Annotated in this window: 11 protein-coding genes, 2 tRNA genes and 3 rRNA genes; 7 read left to right on the top strand and 9 right to left on the bottom strand. The window is 40.8% G+C overall.

From position 1 onward, the window contains the following. Nucleotides 1-35 precede the first annotated feature (35 nt). From rsmG to asnC, 4 genes are all read right to left on the bottom strand, one after another. Nucleotides 36-662 carry a 16S rRNA (guanine(527)-N(7))-methyltransferase RsmG gene (gene rsmG, locus QQS39_RS18380; protein ID WP_151436492.1) on the bottom strand — a complete coding sequence of 209 codons (627 nt, stop codon included), beginning with the start codon at nt 660-662 and terminating at the stop codon, nt 36-38. Beyond that, nucleotides 659-2,557 (bottom strand): tRNA uridine-5-carboxymethylaminomethyl(34) synthesis enzyme MnmG, encoded by a 1,899-nt coding sequence (gene mnmG, locus QQS39_RS18375; RefSeq protein WP_151436491.1) that lies wholly within the window; start codon nt 2,555-2,557, stop codon nt 659-661. Before mnmG ends, rsmG begins: the two co-directional genes overlap by 4 nt. Nucleotides 2,558-2,934: 377 nt before the next feature. Then, nucleotides 2,935-3,375, bottom strand: a complete 441-nt coding sequence (gene mioC, locus QQS39_RS18370) for an FMN-binding protein MioC (protein ID WP_151436490.1) — start codon at nt 3,373-3,375, stop codon at nt 2,935-2,937. Between the two features lie 100 nt (nt 3,376-3,475). Beyond that, entirely contained in the window at nt 3,476-3,937 is a 462-nt protein-coding gene (asnC, locus tag QQS39_RS18365; RefSeq protein ID WP_023583317.1) for a transcriptional regulator AsnC, read from the bottom strand. A 159-nt stretch (nt 3,938-4,096) separates the two neighbouring features. Between asnC and asnA the strand changes: the two genes are divergently transcribed. Next, a complete protein-coding gene (asnA, locus tag QQS39_RS18360) occupies nt 4,097-5,089 on the top strand; it encodes an aspartate--ammonia ligase (RefSeq protein ID WP_151436489.1) in 993 nt (330 codons plus the stop codon). On the opposite strand, the gene viaA is transcribed toward asnA, so the two are convergent. Together viaA and ravA are read right to left on the bottom strand one after the other, a co-directional pair. Beyond that, nucleotides 5,090-6,547 (bottom strand): ATPase RavA stimulator ViaA, encoded by a 1,458-nt coding sequence (gene viaA / locus QQS39_RS18355; protein ID WP_285805128.1) that lies wholly within the window; start codon nt 6,545-6,547, stop codon nt 5,090-5,092. A gap of 7 nt (nt 6,548-6,554) precedes the next feature. Next, nucleotides 6,555-8,054 (bottom strand): ATPase RavA, encoded by a 1,500-nt coding sequence (ravA, locus tag QQS39_RS18350; RefSeq protein WP_151436487.1) that lies wholly within the window; start codon nt 8,052-8,054, stop codon nt 6,555-6,557. A gap of 281 nt (nt 8,055-8,335) precedes the next feature. Between ravA and rbsK the strand changes: the two genes are divergently transcribed. Further along, a complete protein-coding gene (gene rbsK / locus QQS39_RS18345) occupies nt 8,336-9,265 on the top strand; it encodes a ribokinase (RefSeq protein ID WP_285805127.1) in 930 nt (309 codons plus the stop codon). 67 nt (nt 9,266-9,332) lie between these two features. Here the strand turns inward: rbsK and mdtD are convergent, their stop codons facing one another. Together mdtD and QQS39_RS18335 are read right to left on the bottom strand one after the other, a co-directional pair. Then, a complete protein-coding gene (gene mdtD / locus QQS39_RS18340; protein ID WP_285805126.1) occupies nt 9,333-10,727 on the bottom strand; it encodes a multidrug transporter subunit MdtD in 1,395 nt (464 codons plus the stop codon). Between the two features lie 82 nt (nt 10,728-10,809). Further along, nucleotides 10,810-11,496, bottom strand: coding sequence for a FadR/GntR family transcriptional regulator (locus QQS39_RS18335; protein WP_196570565.1), 687 nt, complete (start codon nt 11,494-11,496; stop codon nt 10,810-10,812). Between the two features lie 495 nt (nt 11,497-11,991). Between QQS39_RS18335 and QQS39_RS18330 the strand changes: the two genes are divergently transcribed. The 5 genes from QQS39_RS18330 (at nt 11,992) to rrf (ending at nt 17,391) form a co-directional block, all read left to right on the top strand. Then, nucleotides 11,992-13,534 (top strand): 16S ribosomal RNA (locus QQS39_RS18330). A 71-nt stretch (nt 13,535-13,605) separates the two neighbouring features. Continuing rightward, nucleotides 13,606-13,682: transfer RNA gene (locus QQS39_RS18325), tRNA-Ile, on the top strand. 160 nt (nt 13,683-13,842) lie between these two features. Beyond that, a tRNA-Ala gene (locus tag QQS39_RS18320) sits at nt 13,843-13,918 on the top strand. 337 nt (nt 13,919-14,255) lie between these two features. Beyond that, nucleotides 14,256-17,158 (top strand): 23S ribosomal RNA (locus QQS39_RS18315). Between the two features lie 117 nt (nt 17,159-17,275). Further along, a 5S ribosomal RNA gene (rrf, locus tag QQS39_RS18310) occupies nt 17,276-17,391 on the top strand. The 16S, 23S and 5S rRNA genes sit together here with 2 tRNA genes alongside, the layout of an rRNA operon. A 355-nt stretch (nt 17,392-17,746) precedes the next feature. Here the strand turns inward: rrf and QQS39_RS18305 are convergent. Beyond that, nucleotides 17,747-19,330, bottom strand: coding sequence for a phosphoethanolamine transferase (locus QQS39_RS18305; RefSeq protein ID WP_285805125.1), 1,584 nt, complete (start codon nt 19,328-19,330; stop codon nt 17,747-17,749). Between the last annotated feature and the right edge of the window lie 225 nt (nt 19,331-19,555).

The following is a 19,555-nucleotide window of genomic DNA, read 5'->3' as shown; positions in this document are numbered from 1 at the left end:
ATGAAAAAAAGATCAATGAAACACAAGATGTTTGATTAAATAATCACCAAATGCCTTTGTTCATTCAATTCAGGTATGGATAAGCTGATCACTTTTTCAGGCATTTTTAATCCATTATCAGCAAGTTCATCCAACTCTTCTTGATGAATTTGTCCTTTCAATGCATAGAAACGACCATGTTCTTGAGTCACTAAATGTGAACACCAAGAAAGCATATCGTTCATTGATGCAAATGCCCGACTGATAACACCGTCAAAAGGGGTCTCTGTTTGGTATTCTTCAACACGGTATTGAACTGGCTCGATATTATTAAGTTCTAGCTCGTGCTGAACTTGTTTCATAAAGCGAACTCGCTTGCCTAAGCTATCCAATAAGACAAACTGGTGATCGGGACGCATTATCGCCAGCGGAATACCGGGTAGCCCAGGACCTGTACCCACATCAATAAATCTTTCACCTTCAAGATATTGGCTCACAACAATGCTATCCAAAATGTGACGGATAAGCATTTGTTGTGGATCTCTTACAGAGGTGAGGTTGTAGGCTTTATTCCATTTATCAAGCATAGCAACATAACCGATTAGCTTTTCAGCTTGAAGATCGGTTAGCTCAATATTGGCTTGCTTAGCCAGCTTTTTTAGCCGATTAAGTAAGTCACTCATGATGCACTCCTGCGTAATAGGCCTTGTTTTTTCAACCAAACTAATAAAATAGAGATAGCAGCAGGTGTGACACCTGAGATCCTTGATGCTTGACCAATCGATGTTGGTTTGTGATCGTTAAGTTTCGCAATAACTTCGTTAGATAATCCGCTAACTTGTTTATAGTCCAGATCAATCGGTAACGTCGCATTTTCATTGCGCAGTTGTTTTTCGATCTCTTCTTGTTGGCGATTAATATAACCTTCGTACTTAACTTGGATCTCAACTTGTTCCGCAGCTTGTGGTTTTGAATCGTCAATACCCGGCGCAAAATGAGGGATTTTTTTCAAAATGTCATACGTCATTTCAGGGCGACGTAATAGATCTTCACCATTAGCTTCTTTCGATAGTGGCGTATTAAGTAACTCGTTAATTTCAGAAATATTATCTGCTTTTGGATGAACCCAAATATCTCTTAAACGTTGACGCTCTTTTTCAACTAACTCCACTTTTTCGCTAAATTGCGCCCAACGGTTATCATCAACCATTCCTAATTCACGTCCAATTTCAGTCAGACGTAAATCTGCATTATCTTCACGTAGCATCAAGCGATATTCAGCACGCGAGGTAAACATACGATACGGTTCTTTTGTACCTAGTGTACAAAGATCGTCAACTAATACACCGATGTAAGCTTGATCTCGACGTGGGAACCAACCTTCTTGATCGAAGGCGTAACGTGCCGCATTAAGACCCGCAAGCATGCCTTGAGCTGCAGCCTCTTCATAACCGGTTGTACCGTTAATTTGCCCAGCAAAGAATAACCCATTGATAAATTTACTTTCTAGGGTTTGTTTTAGATCTCTTGGATCGAAGAAATCATATTCAATAGCATAGCCAGGTCTAATGATCTTCGCATTTTCCATGCCTTTCATGGAATTTACGATTTGCATTTGAACATCGAAAGGTAAACTTGTTGAAATACCATTTGGGTAAATTTCGTTACTGGTTAAGCCTTCAGGCTCTAAAAAGATCTGATGTGAATTACGATCAGCAAATCTCATCACCTTATCTTCAATAGATGGGCAATAACGAGGGCCTATTCCTTCGATGACACCCGCATACATTGGGCTACGATCGAGGTTATTACGAATAACGTCGTGTGTTTTTTCGTTTGTGTATGTGACATGACAAGGCATTTGTTCAGGATGCTGATCTACATTACCTAAAAACGAGAAAACAGGCATTGGAGTATCACCCAACTGAACAGCTAATTGGCTAAAATCAATAGTTCTAGCATCAATACGAGGCGGAGTACCTGTTTTTAAACGACCTACACGTAGAGGTAATTCACGTAGTCTGTGCGATAACGAAACTGATGGTGGATCACCTGCACGACCGCCGCTGTAATTTTCTAAACCAATATGGATTTTTCCATCAAGGAAAGTACCTACTGTTAGAACAACAGATTTAGCACGGAACTTTAAGCCCATGCGAGTAACAGCGCCTGTTACTTGGTCGTTTTCAACAATGAGATCTTCAACGGGTTGTTGGAAGATCATTAAATTAGGTTGATTTTCAAGAGTAGTGCGAACAGCTTGGCGATAAAGAACACGGTCAGCTTGTGCTCTTGTTGCTCTTACAGCTGGCCCTTTACTTGCGTTAAGGGTTCTGAATTGGATCCCTGCATGGTCAATAGCGGTCGCCATTAATCCACCCATGGCATCGATCTCTTTTACCAGATGCCCTTTACCAATCCCACCAATAGCTGGGTTACAAGACATTTGGCCCAAAGTATCAATATTGTGGGTCAGTAATAGGGTTTGACGCCCCATACGAGCTGCAGCCATAGCGGCTTCTGTACCGGCGTGACCACCACCGATGACAATGACGTCAAAGTGTTCTGGATAAAACATGTGTGAACCTTAAATGTTACGAATGCTGAATGTGTTGCATTGGGAAAACGAATTCTACTCAACTTTTTGACAGATACAAGCGAGCAGATCCGCAGGTAATTATTTAAAGATCTTTTTATTTAAAGATCTCTTTATTAGATCTTTTATTAGGGAAGCGATCCTCTGTGGATAAGTGGATTTTCTATTTAAAGATCATAAAAGTGTAAAGGATCATATACTGTGAATGATCCGTGATCTATCTGCTGATAAGCTGGGATCAAAATGACGACTTATGCACAGGTCATTTCTTGATATAGCCTTATACAATGGATAACTACGGGTTAACCCCTGCTTTTAAGCATAGTTATCCACATTCGTTTGCTGTTTTTTTGTTCGATTTAAAGTAAATTTTTCCAAGAAGCTATCCATTCTTCTGCTGGATCTTCCGGAATGTCGTACTTTTGAATATCAATTTCGAGACGATCGCCAAGGCGAGTAGCCCCTTTTTCCACCAATTTTTGATCCAATGTTCTGATCGCACCGCAGAAAGTGTCATATTCACTACTTCCTATGCCGATCGCACCAAAGGTGACATTACTAAGATCAACAGAATCAGCCGATATTTCATTAGCAAAAGGCAGTAGGTTATCAGGAAGATCACCTGCACCATGCGTTGATGTCACCACCAGCCAGATCCCTTCATTAGGAAGATCATTAAGAGAAGGTCCATGGTGCAGATCAGTCTCAAATCCTTCATCAGATAAGATCTCTGCAAGGTGTTCTGCTACATATTCAGCACTACCCATGGTACTGCCACTAATAAGAGTGACTTTTTTCATTAATGATCTCCTTATGTTTAAGACGCGCTATTGTACGCTGTGAATCACTTGGGATCTACCTGTGGATAATGTGGTTATAAAAAAAAATAAGAATTTACTCTTATGGCTTGATCGTCCTTATTATCGGGTTTTGCAGTGAGATCAGGGTTTCGGTTGATTGAATTTCATCAATTGTCTGGATTTTGTTGATAAGTACGTCTTGTAAGGCTTCTATACTTTTACACATAACCTTCGTAAAAATACTGTATTGCCCTGTTGTATAGTACACTTCTACAACTTCATCTAACTTATCTAATTTATCTAATGCGGTGTGATAGTCTTTTGCACTCTTAAGAATAATGCCTATAAAGCAGCAGACATCAAAACCAAGTTGCTTTTCACTAATATCAACTCGAGTGCCTGTAATAATTCCTGCCTGCTTCATTTTCTCTACTCGAACATGAATTGTGCCAGGGCTTACTTCGAATTTTTTGGCTAATTCAGCGTAAGGTGTTCTCGCATTTGCCATTAATGCGTGAAGTATGTCTCGATCGAGATTATCGATCTGATAAATATTGTCCATAAATCCTCTCTGTTTTTAACGATAATACATTTTTATAGCGTTATTTTTAACGATTTAAAACAAGCAAGGCTATTTTTAATGAAGTATATTGAATTTAGTACCTGTTTTGTTGCTTAATCTATATCAGCGAAACACGACATCACCACTAGGAATATAAAAATGGAAAAATCATTCATCCAGACTCAACAGCAAATTAGCTTTGTTAAATCTTATTTTTCACGACTGCTGGAAAAAGAATTAGGACTGATTGAAGTTCAAGGACCGATCTTAAGTCGCCTTGGTGATGGAACTCAAGATAACTTATCTGGTCATGAGAAGGCAGTACAAGTTAAAGTCAAATCTTTACCAGATTCTACTTTTGAGGTTGTCCATTCATTAGCTAAGTGGAAACGTAAAACATTAGCTCGTTTTGGATTTAGTTCTGGTCAAGGTCTTTATACGCATATGAAAGCGTTACGACCAGACGAAGATCGCTTAACTCAGATCCACTCTGTTTATGTTGATCAGTGGGACTGGGAAAAAGTGATGGAAGGTAAAGAGCGTACAGTTCCTTATCTTAAGCAGACAGTGGGTAAAATTTATCAGGCAATAAAAGAAACTGAAAAAGCCGTCAGCGAAGAATTTGGTCTGGTACCGTTCCTGCCAGATCAAATTCAATTTATCCACACTGAAGAGTTACTGCGTCGTTATCCAGACCTTGATGCTAAAGGCCGTGAAAAAGCGATTGCAAAAGAATATGGTGCTGTTTTCTTAATTGGTATTGGTGGCAAATTATCAAGTGGCGAAGCTCATGATGTAAGAGCGCCAGACTATGATGACTGGACAACACCAAACGAAGATGGATTTGAAGGTTTAAACGGCGACATTCTTGTTTGGAACCCAGTTCTACAAGATGCGTTTGAATTGTCATCAATGGGTATCCGTGTTGATCCTGAAACATTAATGCGTCAGCTAACATTAACAGATGATACTAAGCGTCTTGAACTAGATTGGCACAAAGCATTAATGCATGGTGATATGCCACAAACTATCGGTGGTGGTATTGGCCAATCTCGTTTAGTGATGTTACTGCTACAAAAAGAGCACATTGGACAAGTACAATGTGGCGTATGGGAAAAGGACACCCGCTTAGCTTTCGCTGATATGCTGTAATTATTGGCGCCAGCGTCGAAGTAAACGGCTTTTTAATCCAGTATCAAAACGCCATATATGGTCAAAGATTTTCATGATACTGGGTTTACCGTAATTGGATAGGGTAACCGCATGGAAGCGATTGTGCTGTTGCTGTTGGCTTTTTTTGATTTTGTTGATTAGGTTTTCGGGTAACCTTTGGGCGACAAAGTCAGAAATAACAACAGCATCAGCATCTTTCCATGCTGGGCTATTTAGTTTTTCTGCGACATTATCTAAACAAGCACTTAAGTCCGTGCCTCCTCTAAATGACTGATTCAAAAACTTGATAAGATCTTGCAGCCCATTGGGTGATGACAATTGATAATGTACCGTTTCAGTAGAAAATAACATCACATGGCATGAACGATTATCAGCTAGCGCTATTTTCATCAATGCTAATCCAAAAGCTTTAGCACACTGTTCGTTAAATCCTCCCATCGAACCTGATGTATCAATACATACAATAAAAGGTCCTCTTGGTCTTTCTTCATCATGATGATGAGTTACTGGACGTAATACAGTACGCTCTTGCCAATTATCTCCTTGTAATCGATAAGTATTGAGCTGTTTTTCCACCAGCTTGCGATAAAACTCATATTCGATTTCATTAATACCTAACAAGGCTAGCTCTGTCGGAAGTAAGCGTAAGATATCATCACTAAGCCCTATACCATTGACTTGCTCTGGTGTTGTATCTGGTGCTTTCTCAACAATAGTTACTGGTTCAAAAATAACACTCTCTTCAGGCAGTGATTTTGCTGTTTTACTACGACCTAGCAAACTTGCGAGTTTATGCAATTCAGGTTGTTGATCGAGAAAGTCGCTATAACGTTGAATAATTTTCTCATCGAAGGGGGTTTTTGTTACAACGCCTTTGCTCATATCCCATAAACGCCCAGCAGCCCGCTCATTTTCTGAAAATGTATTACTTAAGCTTCCACTTAGCGCTAAACGTTCCTGAAGTTCTGCAAGGAGTTGTTCTTGTTCTTGGTCAAATAAGGCTTTGTGTAATGCAGTGACTTGGAAAATTAAACTTATCCGCCAGTGTTGAATAAACAAAGCTTGTTGAGCGGGTGAAAAAGGCTTATTGGTTTTAACCAATTGCGATGCTTCGTCAGTAAAAGAGGAGTCTAGCTTGTTTAATTCAGCCAGTATTTGTTCTACTTGCTGATTAAATATGGCGTTACCAAATGATTGGGTCTGTTGATAAAGCGCAAACTCATCAGCAATCATTGTAGGGACCAATGTCTCTTTTACTCTTTGTTGTAAGCTTTTTTTCCATTGATGGATATCTTTCAATAAGGCTTTTTTGAGCCTTGGGTGCTTTTCAAAAAATACCGCTAATTGAGGGGATGCAAGCACAGCAATAATAACTTCTTCAATAAGCTGTCCTTCATTTATAGCTAAAAGCATATCTAATGTTGAAAGTGTCAGCATAATATCACTACTTTATTTGGCTTTTTAATTGCGATAATTTTTCATTAAGCTGAACAAAACTTTGTTCGATGGAAATAAGCCAATCATTATCAATAAATAAATTTGGTTGATGATGATTAAATTTTTCCTGCTCACCATAAATTTCTTGAGTCAGATCTTTTAACTTATCTTGCCACTCTTTGTTATCGCCAATAGGAACAGCAGGCGCTGTCTCTTTTTGTTGATAAAGAGATGTTGTTCGACGACTCACATCCAAAATTTCTAATACGCCATCTTGGCGTATTTGTGCATTAATTGATTGAGGGAAACCAATACCATTTAAACGTGCGAGTAACTCATCCCCTTTGGCCAAAAAGTTTTCTAATGCCTTTTTCTCGAGAGTAATAAAGTTAACTTGGATACTATGGATATGCAGAGGGATGTGTAAAAACAGGGTAAATTTATCAGCCTGCATTTTATCTGATAGGCTAAAATGTGCATTTCGTCCAAACATTCCACTTTGTTTTTCAAAACGAAAAGCCTGTTGATCTTGCTTACTTCTTGTCGATTGCATCCACTCAGCCCATAAACTTTCTGTTTTTCTAATCAACTCGAGCTGGTGGTAGGCTTGTTCTGTTAAAAGGCTTTGCAATAACTTATCTAATAATGCAAATGATGCTTGGTCATGCCATAGGCAATCTTTTAATAAAATAAGATCTAATGGTGAAATAACACTACGGCCATTAAAAAAAGCACTGGCTTGTAAAAGGCGTACTGCTTTTTTCCAACGTCTATCAGAAACATAAGGTGCAGCATCACTTTTATCTAAAGACTCACGAAGTTGATAAATTAAATCAAATAGATGGTCATCTAAAGTGACCTTTTCTAATTCTGATTGCCAACGTGAAAACTCTTCTGCGGTAATTTTAAGATGTTCTGGAATATGAAAAGAGCCTACTTCTTTATTAATAAGTAATGCACGAAAGTTTTTCTTATCCTGAACTTTTGTTAACCAAATACGAATAAGCATTCGGTCATATAGTGCTTCAAGACTACTGTCTGAATCAGGTAATTCATTAGAGGCTGATACTAATAAACGCATTGGAATAGCAACTTCAGCTTCTCCATTTCTAAATTTACGCTCATTAATCGCTGTTAATAACGTATTAAGAATAGCGGGTCCTGCTTTCCATATTTCATCTAGAAAGACAACTTCAGCATCAGGTAAATATCCGTCAACCAAACGCTGATATTTACCTTCATCTTTTAAGGCTTGAATAGATAAAGGGCCAAAAATTTCTTCGGGTGTTGAAAAACGCGTCATTAGGTATTCAAAAGCTTTAGCCTCTTTAAAGGCTTCTTTCATTCTTCTAGCTATTAAGCTTTTAGCAATACCTGGAGGGCCAAGTAAGAAAACACTCTCACCACTCAGTGCTGCAAGCAGACAAAGACGGATAGCAGACTGTCGCTCATAAAGCCCAGTTTCAAGATATTGGCTAAGTTGTGAAATCCGCTCTGCAAGTTGCATAAACACTCCTAATCATGGGTACTTATTTTCTTCATCCCTCCGAAAATATCAGAAAAGGATTGCTGGCATATAGTCAAACATTCTATTAGCACACAAATTGTTTATAGCAAAAATCGATTCAGCTTCCTACTGCTTATTTTTGGTTCTTTTTTGTTTTACTAGCGAAACGTTTCGATAGTGATCACGTTTTTTCATTAATGTTGCTGAGATGATCGGTTTAAAATATTGAATGTCATTTATGCAATACATCTAGAATTTATTACTGAAAGTAAGGAAAAATCATGGAAGCGAAGAAACTTGTGATTTTAGGTAGTGTTAATGCTGATCATATTCTTAATGTTGCCCATTTTCCGCTTCCTGGTGAAACCATTTCAGGCAACCAATTTCAAATGGTATTTGGCGGTAAAGGTGCTAATCAGGCGGTTGCTGCTGGGCGTTGTGGTGCTAATATTTCGTTTCTTGCTTGTTTAGGGAATGACGATATTGGTAAAAAAGCCAAAGCTCAATTAATAACAGATAACATTGATACCAATAGCATTGAGTTAATTGATGATGTGGCAACAGGTGTTGCGCTGATTTTCGTTAATCAACAGGGTGAAAATATTATTGGTATTCATGCTGGTGCTAATGGACGATTAGATACAAGTTATGTTCAGCGTTATGGAAATATTATAAAAGAAGCTGATGCTCTGTTAATGCAATTAGAATCGCCACTTGATTCAGTATTAAAAGCAGCTGAAATCGCTAAACAAGAAAATGTGCAAGTAATACTAAACCCCGCACCAGCCCAAGCATTACCTGATGAGCTGTTATCACTTGTCGATATTATTACTCCAAACGAAACAGAGACTGAATATCTGACTGGAATTAAAGTAATAGATGATGAAAGCGCTCAACAAGCAGCGGATGTGCTGCATCATAAAGGTATTAAAACAGTTCTTATTACATTAGGAAGCCGTGGTGTTTGGGTGAGTGAGAAAAATAGTAAAGGTTGTATTGTTCCTGCATTTAAAGTGAAAGCTGTTGATACTATCGCTGCGGGTGATACCTTTAATGGCGCGCTAATCACGGCTTTATTAGAAGGGCAATCTATGATGCCTGCGATTAAGTTTGCTCATGCAGCGGCTGCTATTGCCGTTACTCGAGCAGGCGCTCAGCCATCAGTACCATGGCGTCATGAGGTAGATACTTTTTTAGCTTCATCTTTATAATGTATTTTTCTATTTCATATAAAGAAAAAGAGAGCATCGGCTCTCTTTTTTAGTTTGAATAACATTATCAGGCTTTTTTCTTTTTATTAGTAAGATTATCACCATCATGTTTATCAAGGAGTAAAAATACAAAGGAAGAAAGCAATGTAATGATACCAACAGTAATAAAAGTATAATGAAAGTTATCAACTGTAGTGCCCACATTTTCAGTATCAAAATACCCTAAAATAGATGCACTCACCGCAATACCAAAACTAATAGCGAGTTGTTGGGTAACCGCTAAAACACTATTTCCTGAACTCGCATTATTATCTGTTAAATCAGCCAATGAAATTGTATTCATCGACGTAAATTGTATCGACATCACCACGCCTAATAAAAAGAGTGGGATAACAAGATAATAAATAGACATTTCTGGCGATTGAAGAGAGAACTGGGCGATCATCAAACCAATAATAATCGTGATAGCAAAGAGCGTTCGGCGATAACTAAATTTCACTAAGATCTTAGTAACAAATGATTTTGCTAAAATAGAACCTAATGCCATTGGTGCCATCATCATTCCTGAAATAATAGCAGGATAACCAAACCCAACCTGTAACATGAGCGGCATTAAGAAAGGAATACAGCCAGTACCTAATCTTGTTGCAATATTTCCCGCAATACCGACAGAGAAAGTTCGTGTTTTAAATATATTAAGAGGGATAAGTGGTTGCTGGTGGCGTCTTGCATGATTGACGTATAACCCCAGTAAAAAAAAGCCACCTAAAATAATGGCAATAGGAATATATCGAGAGATATTTTTATCACCAAAAAGATCAAGGCTGACAGAAAGCATGACTAAGCCAAAACCAAAGAAAATAAAGCCAAGCAAATCAAATTTACGTTTTGGCATAGTGAAATTAGGCATATGTTTTATGGCATAGAAAATACCTAATAGACCAATAGGAATATTTATAATAAATATCCAATGCCAAGAGGCATAAGTAACCAATACCCCACCTAAAAGAGGTCCTGCTATGGGGCCGACTAATCCGGGCATAGTGACAAAATTAAGAATGGGTAATAATTCGCTGCGCGGATAAGCTCTTAATAAAGCAAGGCGTGCAACCGGCATCATCATTGCGCCACCTATACCTTGTATAATCCGTGAAATAACAAGAAAAGTAAGGTTAGGAGAAAGTGCACATAATAAAGAGCCACCTGAGAATAAAGAAACCGCAATAATAAAAATTTTACGCGTTCCAAATCTATCAGCTAGCCATCCACTGACGGGAATTAATAAGGCAACAGTTAAGGTATAGCTGATAACAGCCGATTGCATGGCAAGAGGAGAATGATTAAGGCTTTTTGCTATGTCTGGTAATGCCGTATTAAGAATGGTTGCATCGAGAGCCTGCATAAAAAAAGCCATTGCAGCAATCCAAGGCAACCCAGACATATTTTTGGCGGATTTCAACATGAAGCATATACCGTCTTTGTTCTATATTTTGATTATCGCTTCATTATAAACAGAAAACCTACAAAATTTGTATTAAAACTATTCAATCACTCGTTAATAAGATTAAACAGAGGTCACGCGCCTTAATTCCATCTTTATCAATAATAGCTTGCACAATTTGGTTATGCGTTTCTGGCTGAACGGTTTCATTACCCACAATAAGATCGAAATACTTTTTATAAGCAGAAAGAAATAATGAGCCGAAAGAGGCAAAGAATGGATTACCACTTGCTTGATAAATAAGATAGTGAAATTGAGTATCGATATCTAACCAATGTTGTCTATCAAAATTCTCATCAAGCAACTGCATTTCTCTACCAAATAAAGCAAGAGACTGTTTTTGGCTTTCAGTTGCATTAAATGCGGCTAAATAACATGCTTGAGGTTCTATTGCTAAACGAACGTGATGGAAATAATGGCTGACCTTATTAAATTCACCACTGTCTATCCACCAATTAAGAAGATCATTATCTAATAGATTCCAATTTTGCATTGGAGTAACACGAGTACCTATTCTTGGACGAGGTAAAAGCATTCCTTTAGCTGCAAGCATTTTTATTGCTTCTCGAATAACAGTCCTGCTGACGGAGAGTAATTCTGCTAATTCTATTTCTCCTGGTAACAAAGATTCAGGTTCATAGTGACCAGAAAGAATTTGTTTACCTAATTTTTCAGCAACTATATAAGAAAGATTTTTTTGAGAAGCTGAACGTTGTTCGCTAAATTGCATAATAAAGGTTACCTATACCATAATTTATCTTCTATCTTACGTGAGTCGGCTAGAGAAAGCTGTTCGGATTTCACGCTATCAGCATAAAATTAGAGCGTTTTTCTTTATTTTGTTGAAAAAAAAAGCGAACAGAAAAAAAATTGAAATAAACACTTGCGCTAATCCGAGATCTCCCTATAATGCGCATCCACTGACCGGCGATGAGCAAACAACAAGCCACGCAGGACGGTGAAGAGAAAAGAAAAAAGTTTGAAAAAACTCTTGACTCTTCAGAGGAATAACGTAATATACGCCTCCTCGCAACAACGCAGAAGACCGGAAACGGCAGCGAAGGTTGCACTGCTCTTTAACAAATTATCAGACAATCTGTGTGGGCACTCGCAGAGACGATATCTTCTAAAATATTAGATGTATCAAGTCTTGAAGAGTGAACAACAAAAGTAAATTCATTTATGAATAGCTAAGTTTTCGATTTCTTTGAGCATCAAACACTTTTAATTGAAGAGTTTGATCATGGCTCAGATTGAACGCTGGCGGCAGGCCTAACACATGCAAGTCGAGCGGTAACAGAAGAAAGCTTGCTTTCTTGCTGACGAGCGGCGGACGGGTGAGTAATGTATGGGGATCTGCCCGATAGAGGGGGATAACTACTGGAAACGGTAGCTAATACCGCATGACGTCTACGGACCAAAGCAGGGGCTCTTCGGACCTTGCGCTATCGGATGAACCCATATGGGATTAGCTAGTAGGTGAGGTAATGGCTCACCTAGGCGACGATCTCTAGCTGGTCTGAGAGGATGATCAGCCACACTGGGACTGAGACACGGCCCAGACTCCTACGGGAGGCAGCAGTGGGGAATATTGCACAATGGGCGCAAGCCTGATGCAGCCATGCCGCGTGTATGAAGAAGGCCTTAGGGTTGTAAAGTACTTTCAGCGGGGAGGAAGGTGATAAAGTTAATACCTTTGTCAATTGACGTTACCCGCAGAAGAAGCACCGGCTAACTCCGTGCCAGCAGCCGCGGTAATACGGAGGGTGCAAGCGTTAATCGGAATTACTGGGCGTAAAGCGCACGCAGGCGGTCAATTAAGTCAGATGTGAAAGCCCCGAGCTTAACTTGGGAATTGCATCTGAAACTGGTTGGCTAGAGTCTTGTAGAGGGGGGTAGAATTCCACGTGTAGCGGTGAAATGCGTAGAGATGTGGAGGAATACCGGTGGCGAAGGCGGCCCCCTGGACAAAGACTGACGCTCAGGTGCGAAAGCGTGGGGAGCAAACAGGATTAGATACCCTGGTAGTCCACGCTGTAAACGATGTCGATTTAGAGGTTGTGGTCTTGAACCGTGGCTTCTGGAGCTAACGCGTTAAATCGACCGCCTGGGGAGTACGGCCGCAAGGTTAAAACTCAAATGAATTGACGGGGGCCCGCACAAGCGGTGGAGCATGTGGTTTAATTCGATGCAACGCGAAGAACCTTACCTACTCTTGACATCCAGAGAATCCTTTAGAGATAGAGGAGTGCCTTCGGGAACTCTGAGACAGGTGCTGCATGGCTGTCGTCAGCTCGTGTTGTGAAATGTTGGGTTAAGTCCCGCAACGAGCGCAACCCTTATCCTTTGTTGCCAGCGCGTAATGGCGGGAACTCAAAGGAGACTGCCGGTGATAAACCGGAGGAAGGTGGGGATGACGTCAAGTCATCATGGCCCTTACGAGTAGGGCTACACACGTGCTACAATGGCAGATACAAAGAGAAGCGACCTCGCGAGAGCAAGCGGAACTCATAAAGTCTGTCGTAGTCCGGATTGGAGTCTGCAACTCGACTCCATGAAGTCGGAATCGCTAGTAATCGTAGATCAGAATGCTACGGTGAATACGTTCCCGGGCCTTGTACACACCGCCCGTCACACCATGGGAGTGGGTTGCAAAAGAAGTAGGTAGCTTAACCTTCGGGAGGGCGCTTACCACTTTGTGATTCATGACTGGGGTGAAGTCGTAACAAGGTAACCGTAGGGGAACCTGCGGTTGGATCACCTCCTTACCTAAGAGATACGTGTTATGTGTAGTGCTCACACAGATTGTCTGATGAAGAACGAGCAGAAATACCGGTATAGGCTTGTAGCTCAGGTGGTTAGAGCGCACCCCTGATAAGGGTGAGGTCGGTGGTTCAAGTCCACTCAGGCCTACCAAATCGTATTGATACTGCGTTATGAAGCAACTCGTTTACTTAAAGTAAACTTCGTTACTCCATGCCTTGTCTCACTACGATTAGCTCTCTTCTTAATTAAAGGAACATTTCCGATAAGAGAGAATGCTGAGTAACAAAAAACGGTATTAAGAATGCATTATGGGGCTATAGCTCAGCTGGGAGAGCGCCTGCCTTGCACGCAGGAGGTCAGCGGTTCGATCCCGCTTAGCTCCACCATAATCTCTTGAATAAAAAATAATAATTCAGAGTATATTAGCAATAGTATACTGCGAATTATTTTGCTCTTTAACAATCTGGAACAAGCTGAAAAATTGAAAACAAATCAATATATCACCGAGGTATATTGATGAGTCTCTCAAAATCTCAAACTTTGAATGTGTTTTTGACATCAAAGTGGGATGAGCGAGCAATTTACAGTTCGAGGCGGCCAGCGCACAGCAAGCGGAACATACTAAAGTATGTGAGCATTGCGAGCACTGCCCAACGATGAAATGTAATCTGCGCAGCCATCACCACCAAGAGAGTCATCGAAAAAGACACCTTCGGGTTGTGAGGTTAAGCGAATAAGCGTACACGGTGGATGCCTAGGCAATCAGAGGCGATGAAGGACGTGCTAATCTGCGATAAGCGTCGGTAAGGTGATATGAACCGTTATACCCGACGATTTCCGAATGGGGAAACCCAATATCCAATGGATATTATCATTAACTGAATACATAGGTTAATGAAGCGAACCGGGAGAACTGAAACATCTCAGTACCCCGAGGAAAAGAAATCAACCGAGATTCCCCTAGTAGCGGCGAGCGAACGGGGAACAGCCCAGAGTCTTAATCAACAGCAGCATCAGGAGAACGGTCTGGAAAGTCCGGCAGTAAAGGGTGATAGCCCCGTATCTGAAGATGCTGTTATTGTGAACTCGACGAGTAGGGCGGGACACGTGTTATCCTGTCTGAATATGGGGGGACCATCCTCCAAGGCTAAATACTCCTGATTGACCGATAGTGAACCAGTACCGTGAGGGAAAGGCGAAAAGAACCCCGGCGAGGGGAGTGAAAAAGAACCTGAAACCGTGTACGTACAAGCAGTAGGAGCCTCTTCGTGAGGTGACTGCGTACCTTTTGTATAATGGGTCAGCGACTTATATTCTGTAGCAAGGTTAACCGTATAGGGGAGCCGTAGGGAAACCGAGTCTTAACTGGGCGAATGAGTTGCAGGGTATAGACCCGAAACCCGGTGATCTATCCATGGGCAGGTTGAAGGTTGGGTAACACTAACTGGAGGACCGAACCGACTAATGTTGAAAAATTAGCGGATGACTTGTGGATGGGGGTGAAAGGCCAATCAAACCGGGAGATAGCTGGTTCTCCCCGAAAGCTATTTAGGTAGCGCCTCGTGAACTCATCTTCGGGGGTAGAGCACTGTTTCGACTAGGGGGTCATCCCGACTTACCAACTCGATGCAAACTGCGAATACCGAAGAATGTTATCACGGGAGACACACGGCGGGTGCTAACGTCCGTCGTGAAGAGGGAAACAACCCAGACCGCCAGCTAAGGTCCCAAAGTCATGGTTAAGTGGGAAACGAAGTGGGAAGGCTCAGACAGCCAGGATGTTGGCTTAGAAGCAGCCATCATTTAAAGAAAGCGTAATAGCTCACTGGTCGAGTCGGCCCGCGCGGAAGATGTAACGGGGCTAAACCATGCACCGAAGCTGCGGCAGCGACACTATGTGTTGTTGGGTAGGGGAGCGTTCTGTAAGCCTGCGAAGGTGTACTGTGAGGTATGCTGGAGGTATCAGAAGTGCGAATGCTGACATAAGTAACGATAATGCGGGTGAAAAACCCGCACGCCGGAAGACCAAGGGTTCCTGTCCAACGTTAATCGGGGCAGGGTGAGTCGACCCCTAAGGCGAGGCTGAAAAGCGTAGTCGATGGGAAACGGGTTAATATTCCCGTACTGGTGGTAACTGCGATGGGGGAACGGAGAAGGCTAGGTTGTCCGGGCGACGGTCGTCCCGGTTCAAGCATGTAGGCAGAGTGATTAGGCAAATCCGGTCACTTAATGCTGAGGTGTGATGACGAGCCACTAAGGTGGTGAAGCAATTGATGCCCTGCTTCCAGGAAAAGCCTCTAAGCTTCAGGTTACCAACAATCGTACCCCAAACCGACACAGGTGGTCAGGTAGAGAATACTCAGGCGCTTGAGAGAACTCGGGTGAAGGAACTAGGCAAAATGGTGCCGTAACTTCGGGAGAAGGCACGCTGGCGGTAAGTGAAGTCCCTCGCGGACGGAGCCGAAGCCAGTCGAAGATACCAGCTGGCTGCAACTGTTTATTAAAAACACAGCACTGTGCAAACACGAAAGTGGACGTATACGGTGTGACGCCTGCCCGGTGCTGGAAGGTTAATTGATGGGGTTATCCTTAGGGAGAAGCTCTTGATCGAAGCCCCAGTAAACGGCGGCCGTAACTATAACGGTCCTAAGGTAGCGAAATTCCTTGTCGGGTAAGTTCCGACCTGCACGAATGGCGTAATGATGGCCAGGCTGTCTCCACCCGAGACTCAGTGAAATTGAACTCGCTGTGAAGATGCAGTGTACCCGCGGCAAGACGGAAAGACCCCGTGAACCTTTACTATAGCTTGACACTGAACATTGAGCCTTGATGTGTAGGATAGGTGGGAGACTATGAAGTGTGGACGCCAGTCTGCATGGAGTCAACCTTGAAATACCACCCTTTAACGTTTGATGTTCTAACCTAGGTCCATAATCTGGATCGGGGACCGTGTCTGGTGGGTAGTTTGACTGGGGCGGTCTCCTCCTAAAGAGTAACGGAGGAGCACGAAGGTTGGCTAAGCATGGTCGGACATCATGCGGTTAGTGCAAAGGCATAAGCCAGCTTGACTGTGAGAGTGACGGCTCGAGCAGGTACGAAAGTAGGTCTTAGTGATCCGGTGGTTCTGAATGGAAGGGCCATCGCTCAACGGATAAAAGGTACTCCGGGGATAACAGGCTGATACCGCCCAAGAGTTCATATCGACGGCGGTGTTTGGCACCTCGATGTCGGCTCATCACATCCTGGGGCTGAAGTAGGTCCCAAGGGTATGGCTGTTCGCCATTTAAAGTGGTACGCGAGCTGGGTTTAGAACGTCGTGAGACAGTTCGGTCCCTATCTGCCGTGGGCGTTGGAAGATTGAGAGGGGTTGCTCCTAGTACGAGAGGACCGGAGTGAACGCACCACTGGTGTTCGGGTTGTCATGCCAATGGCATTGCCCGGTAGCTAAGTGCGGAAGAGATAACCGCTGAAAGCATCTAAGCGGGAAACTTGCCTCGAGATGAGTCTTCCCTGTCACCTAGAGTGACCTAAAGGAACGTTTAAGACTAAGACGTTGATAGGCTGGGTGTGTAAGCGTAGCGATACGTTGAGCTAACCAGTACTAATGAACCGTGAGGCTTAACCTGACAACACCGAAGGTGTTTTGTCTGAGAGACGACAGTAGATGAAGTAAGCTTGTTTAAGATTGAAATTGCTGGTTACTGAGGAAGAAACAACAGTAACGGGTAATAAAACCGAATTTGCTTGGCGGCCATAGCGCAGCGGACCCACCTGAATCCATGCCGAACTCAGAAGTGAAACGTTGTAGCGCCGATGGTAGTGTGGGGTCTCCCCATGTGAGAGTAGGGAACTGCCAGGCATTAAATAAGACGAGAAAGCCAACCCAATGGGTTGGCTTTTTTGCGTTTGGACGTTACCTAGCTTATTTGTTAGTCGTTAATTAGAAACTATTGCTATATTCCTTAATAAAATTGTTATATTCCGCAATAAAATAGCCAATCTTCATGCTGTTAAATACTATTTATGGCAACTCTATTAGTAAGATTATCCTTGTATCAATTATCTAATATCACTTAATTTAATATCTAGTATTCTGATCTCTTTATTTCTTGTTATCTTTGATAGATCTTATTAAAAGTAGATGATGAAAATATAAAAAGTACATTTTTATTACTGAGTGTATTGTTTTTATTTAGGTATTTTTAATGAGTATGCTATTGAGGCTCCTGCTCTTCTGAGCGCAATAAATCATAGTTTAAGAGATTTTTATTGCCATCAATAACTGTGATTGATGATTTAGGTTGATAGCACTCATTTAATGGTGAGTGACACTTTTGGTGAGAGTTATGCTCTATTCCAAGCCAACTACTTAGTAGCCAATAGTTATTTACCGTTGAATAAGGTTTATTTAACGCTTCATTATTGATAATCGGTTTAATAGACGATGGGCTATACCAAATAAACAATGGTATATCATAAGCTTCTTTTCGTGGCGTATTTACACCATGATGATAACGAACTTCTTTATTTTTATCGAGACGTTGTAAAGCGTGATCAGCAAAGTAGAGAATAGAAGCTGGCTTATCTTTAACTCTCTCGATGATGTCATTAATTAACTTATCTGTATAAGCGATAGAGCTGTCATAACAGTTATCATCATCTTCTTGGGTAAATTTCTTTAAATACTGACTTGGAAATCGATTACAGGCCGGCTCATGGCTACCATACGTATGTAAGATGATTAATTTTTTCTGCGTAGATGGCTCATTAAGCGCCTTATCTAAATAAGGAAGTAGCTCTTCATCGTAACCGATAAATTCATTCCACTTTTTATTTTGAGCCATATTAGCAATGACAGAAATAACACTGGTTTTCTGATTACCTTCACCTTGATTACTTAACCAATATGTTTTAAACCCAGCATGATTGGCAAGAGAAACAATATTATCCGCATAATGATTTTTATTTTGTAACTGTTCTAACCCTATATTTGAGAGTGAAATTGGTACAGAAAGAATGGTTACTGGTGCCGGAGAATAAACTTGATTGAATAAAATAAGGTTACTCTTTTCTTTCATTAGATTAGGTGTTGTATCGTGCGGATAGCCATAAATTCCTAGATGATCTCTGCGAACGGACTCTCCAAGAATAAGGATATAAATTTCTGTATTATCATTATTTTTATTATATTGAAATTCAACTTTTTGCGAGGCAATTTTTCTAATTTGGCGATTTTCATGGAAGGTTCGAACAAGTGCCGCTGCATTATAAAAAGGTGTATTGAGAAGTGCATATTCTGTCAGTAATTTACTGCTGTTATCGTTTCTTAATGCTAAGCTTTTATAAATTGGAATAATGGCTATTAAGATAACAAAAGCAATCACACTTTTTTTTGTCGTTTTTAGATCAGATACTTGAGCGGCTTTATGGATGCAAAAATAGTAAATGACAAAAGCACATACATAAAATAAGACATAGTACTTATTATAAGAGAGCATACCGACAGTTTCGCTGCCGTTGGTATTAATAAAAGTTTCAGCAATGGATGATGAAAAGGCAATATCGTGTTCACGATAGAAAAATAGAGAAATAGAAAGGTTTAAAGACCATAGCGCACTAGTAATAAAGGTTATTATTTTTCCAAAAATAGAACGATAAATGCCACTACATATTAGTATAAGTAGCCAACCAATAAGGACAATATAGATTTTTTGTTCTATATGCAGTGTTGACGCCCCCAATACTGCAGGTGCCATTGATAAGAAAAATAAAAGTGCGTAATGAGTTAATTGAGACATAATTTATTTAAAAACTACCACCTCTTTTTATACAGAATAAAAAGTTAACCATTTACTTTTTGACAATACAAGCCTTGTTTGGCTGAAGTGTGTCTGAAATTGATATTATTATGTTTCTTTCTCACTACTTAGATAATTTTAGCTTTATTAATAAGATGTATAGTAAATAAATTATATTTATTTTTATTTGTAATTAATTGATTTTAATTTAATTTATTTTTCTTT

The sequence above is a fragment of the Proteus appendicitidis genome (assembly GCF_030271835.1).
Lineage (GTDB): Bacteria > Pseudomonadota > Gammaproteobacteria > Enterobacterales > Enterobacteriaceae > Proteus > Proteus appendicitidis.
Note: the sequence above shows the minus strand (reverse complement) of the source record. Positions and strands in the feature narration are given on the sequence as shown.

Coding starts and splice junctions, on each gene's coding strand:
- QQS39_RS18335 (WP_196570565.1), bottom strand. CDS start 11,496: ATGCAATTTAGCGAACAACGTTCAGCTTCTCAAAAAAATCTTTCTTAT.
- mnmG (WP_151436491.1), bottom strand. CDS start 2,557: ATGTTTTATCCAGAACACTTTGACGTCATTGTCATCGGTGGTGGTCAC.
- asnC (WP_023583317.1), bottom strand. CDS start 3,937: ATGGACAATATTTATCAGATCGATAATCTCGATCGAGACATACTTCAC.
- ravA (WP_151436487.1), bottom strand. CDS start 8,054: ATGCAACTTGCAGAGCGGATTTCACAACTTAGCCAATATCTTGAAACT.
- rsmG (WP_151436492.1), bottom strand. CDS start 662: ATGAGTGACTTACTTAATCGGCTAAAAAAGCTGGCTAAGCAAGCCAAT.
- asnA (WP_151436489.1), top strand. CDS start 4,097: ATGGAAAAATCATTCATCCAGACTCAACAGCAAATTAGCTTTGTTAAA.
- viaA (WP_285805128.1), bottom strand. CDS start 6,547: ATGCTGACACTTTCAACATTAGATATGCTTTTAGCTATAAATGAAGGA.
- mdtD (WP_285805126.1), bottom strand. CDS start 10,727: ATGTTGAAATCCGCCAAAAATATGTCTGGGTTGCCTTGGATTGCTGCA.
- rbsK (WP_285805127.1), top strand. CDS start 8,336: ATGGAAGCGAAGAAACTTGTGATTTTAGGTAGTGTTAATGCTGATCAT.
- mioC (WP_151436490.1), bottom strand. CDS start 3,375: ATGAAAAAAGTCACTCTTATTAGTGGCAGTACCATGGGTAGTGCTGAA.
- QQS39_RS18305 (WP_285805125.1), bottom strand. CDS start 19,330: ATGTCTCAATTAACTCATTACGCACTTTTATTTTTCTTATCAATGGCA.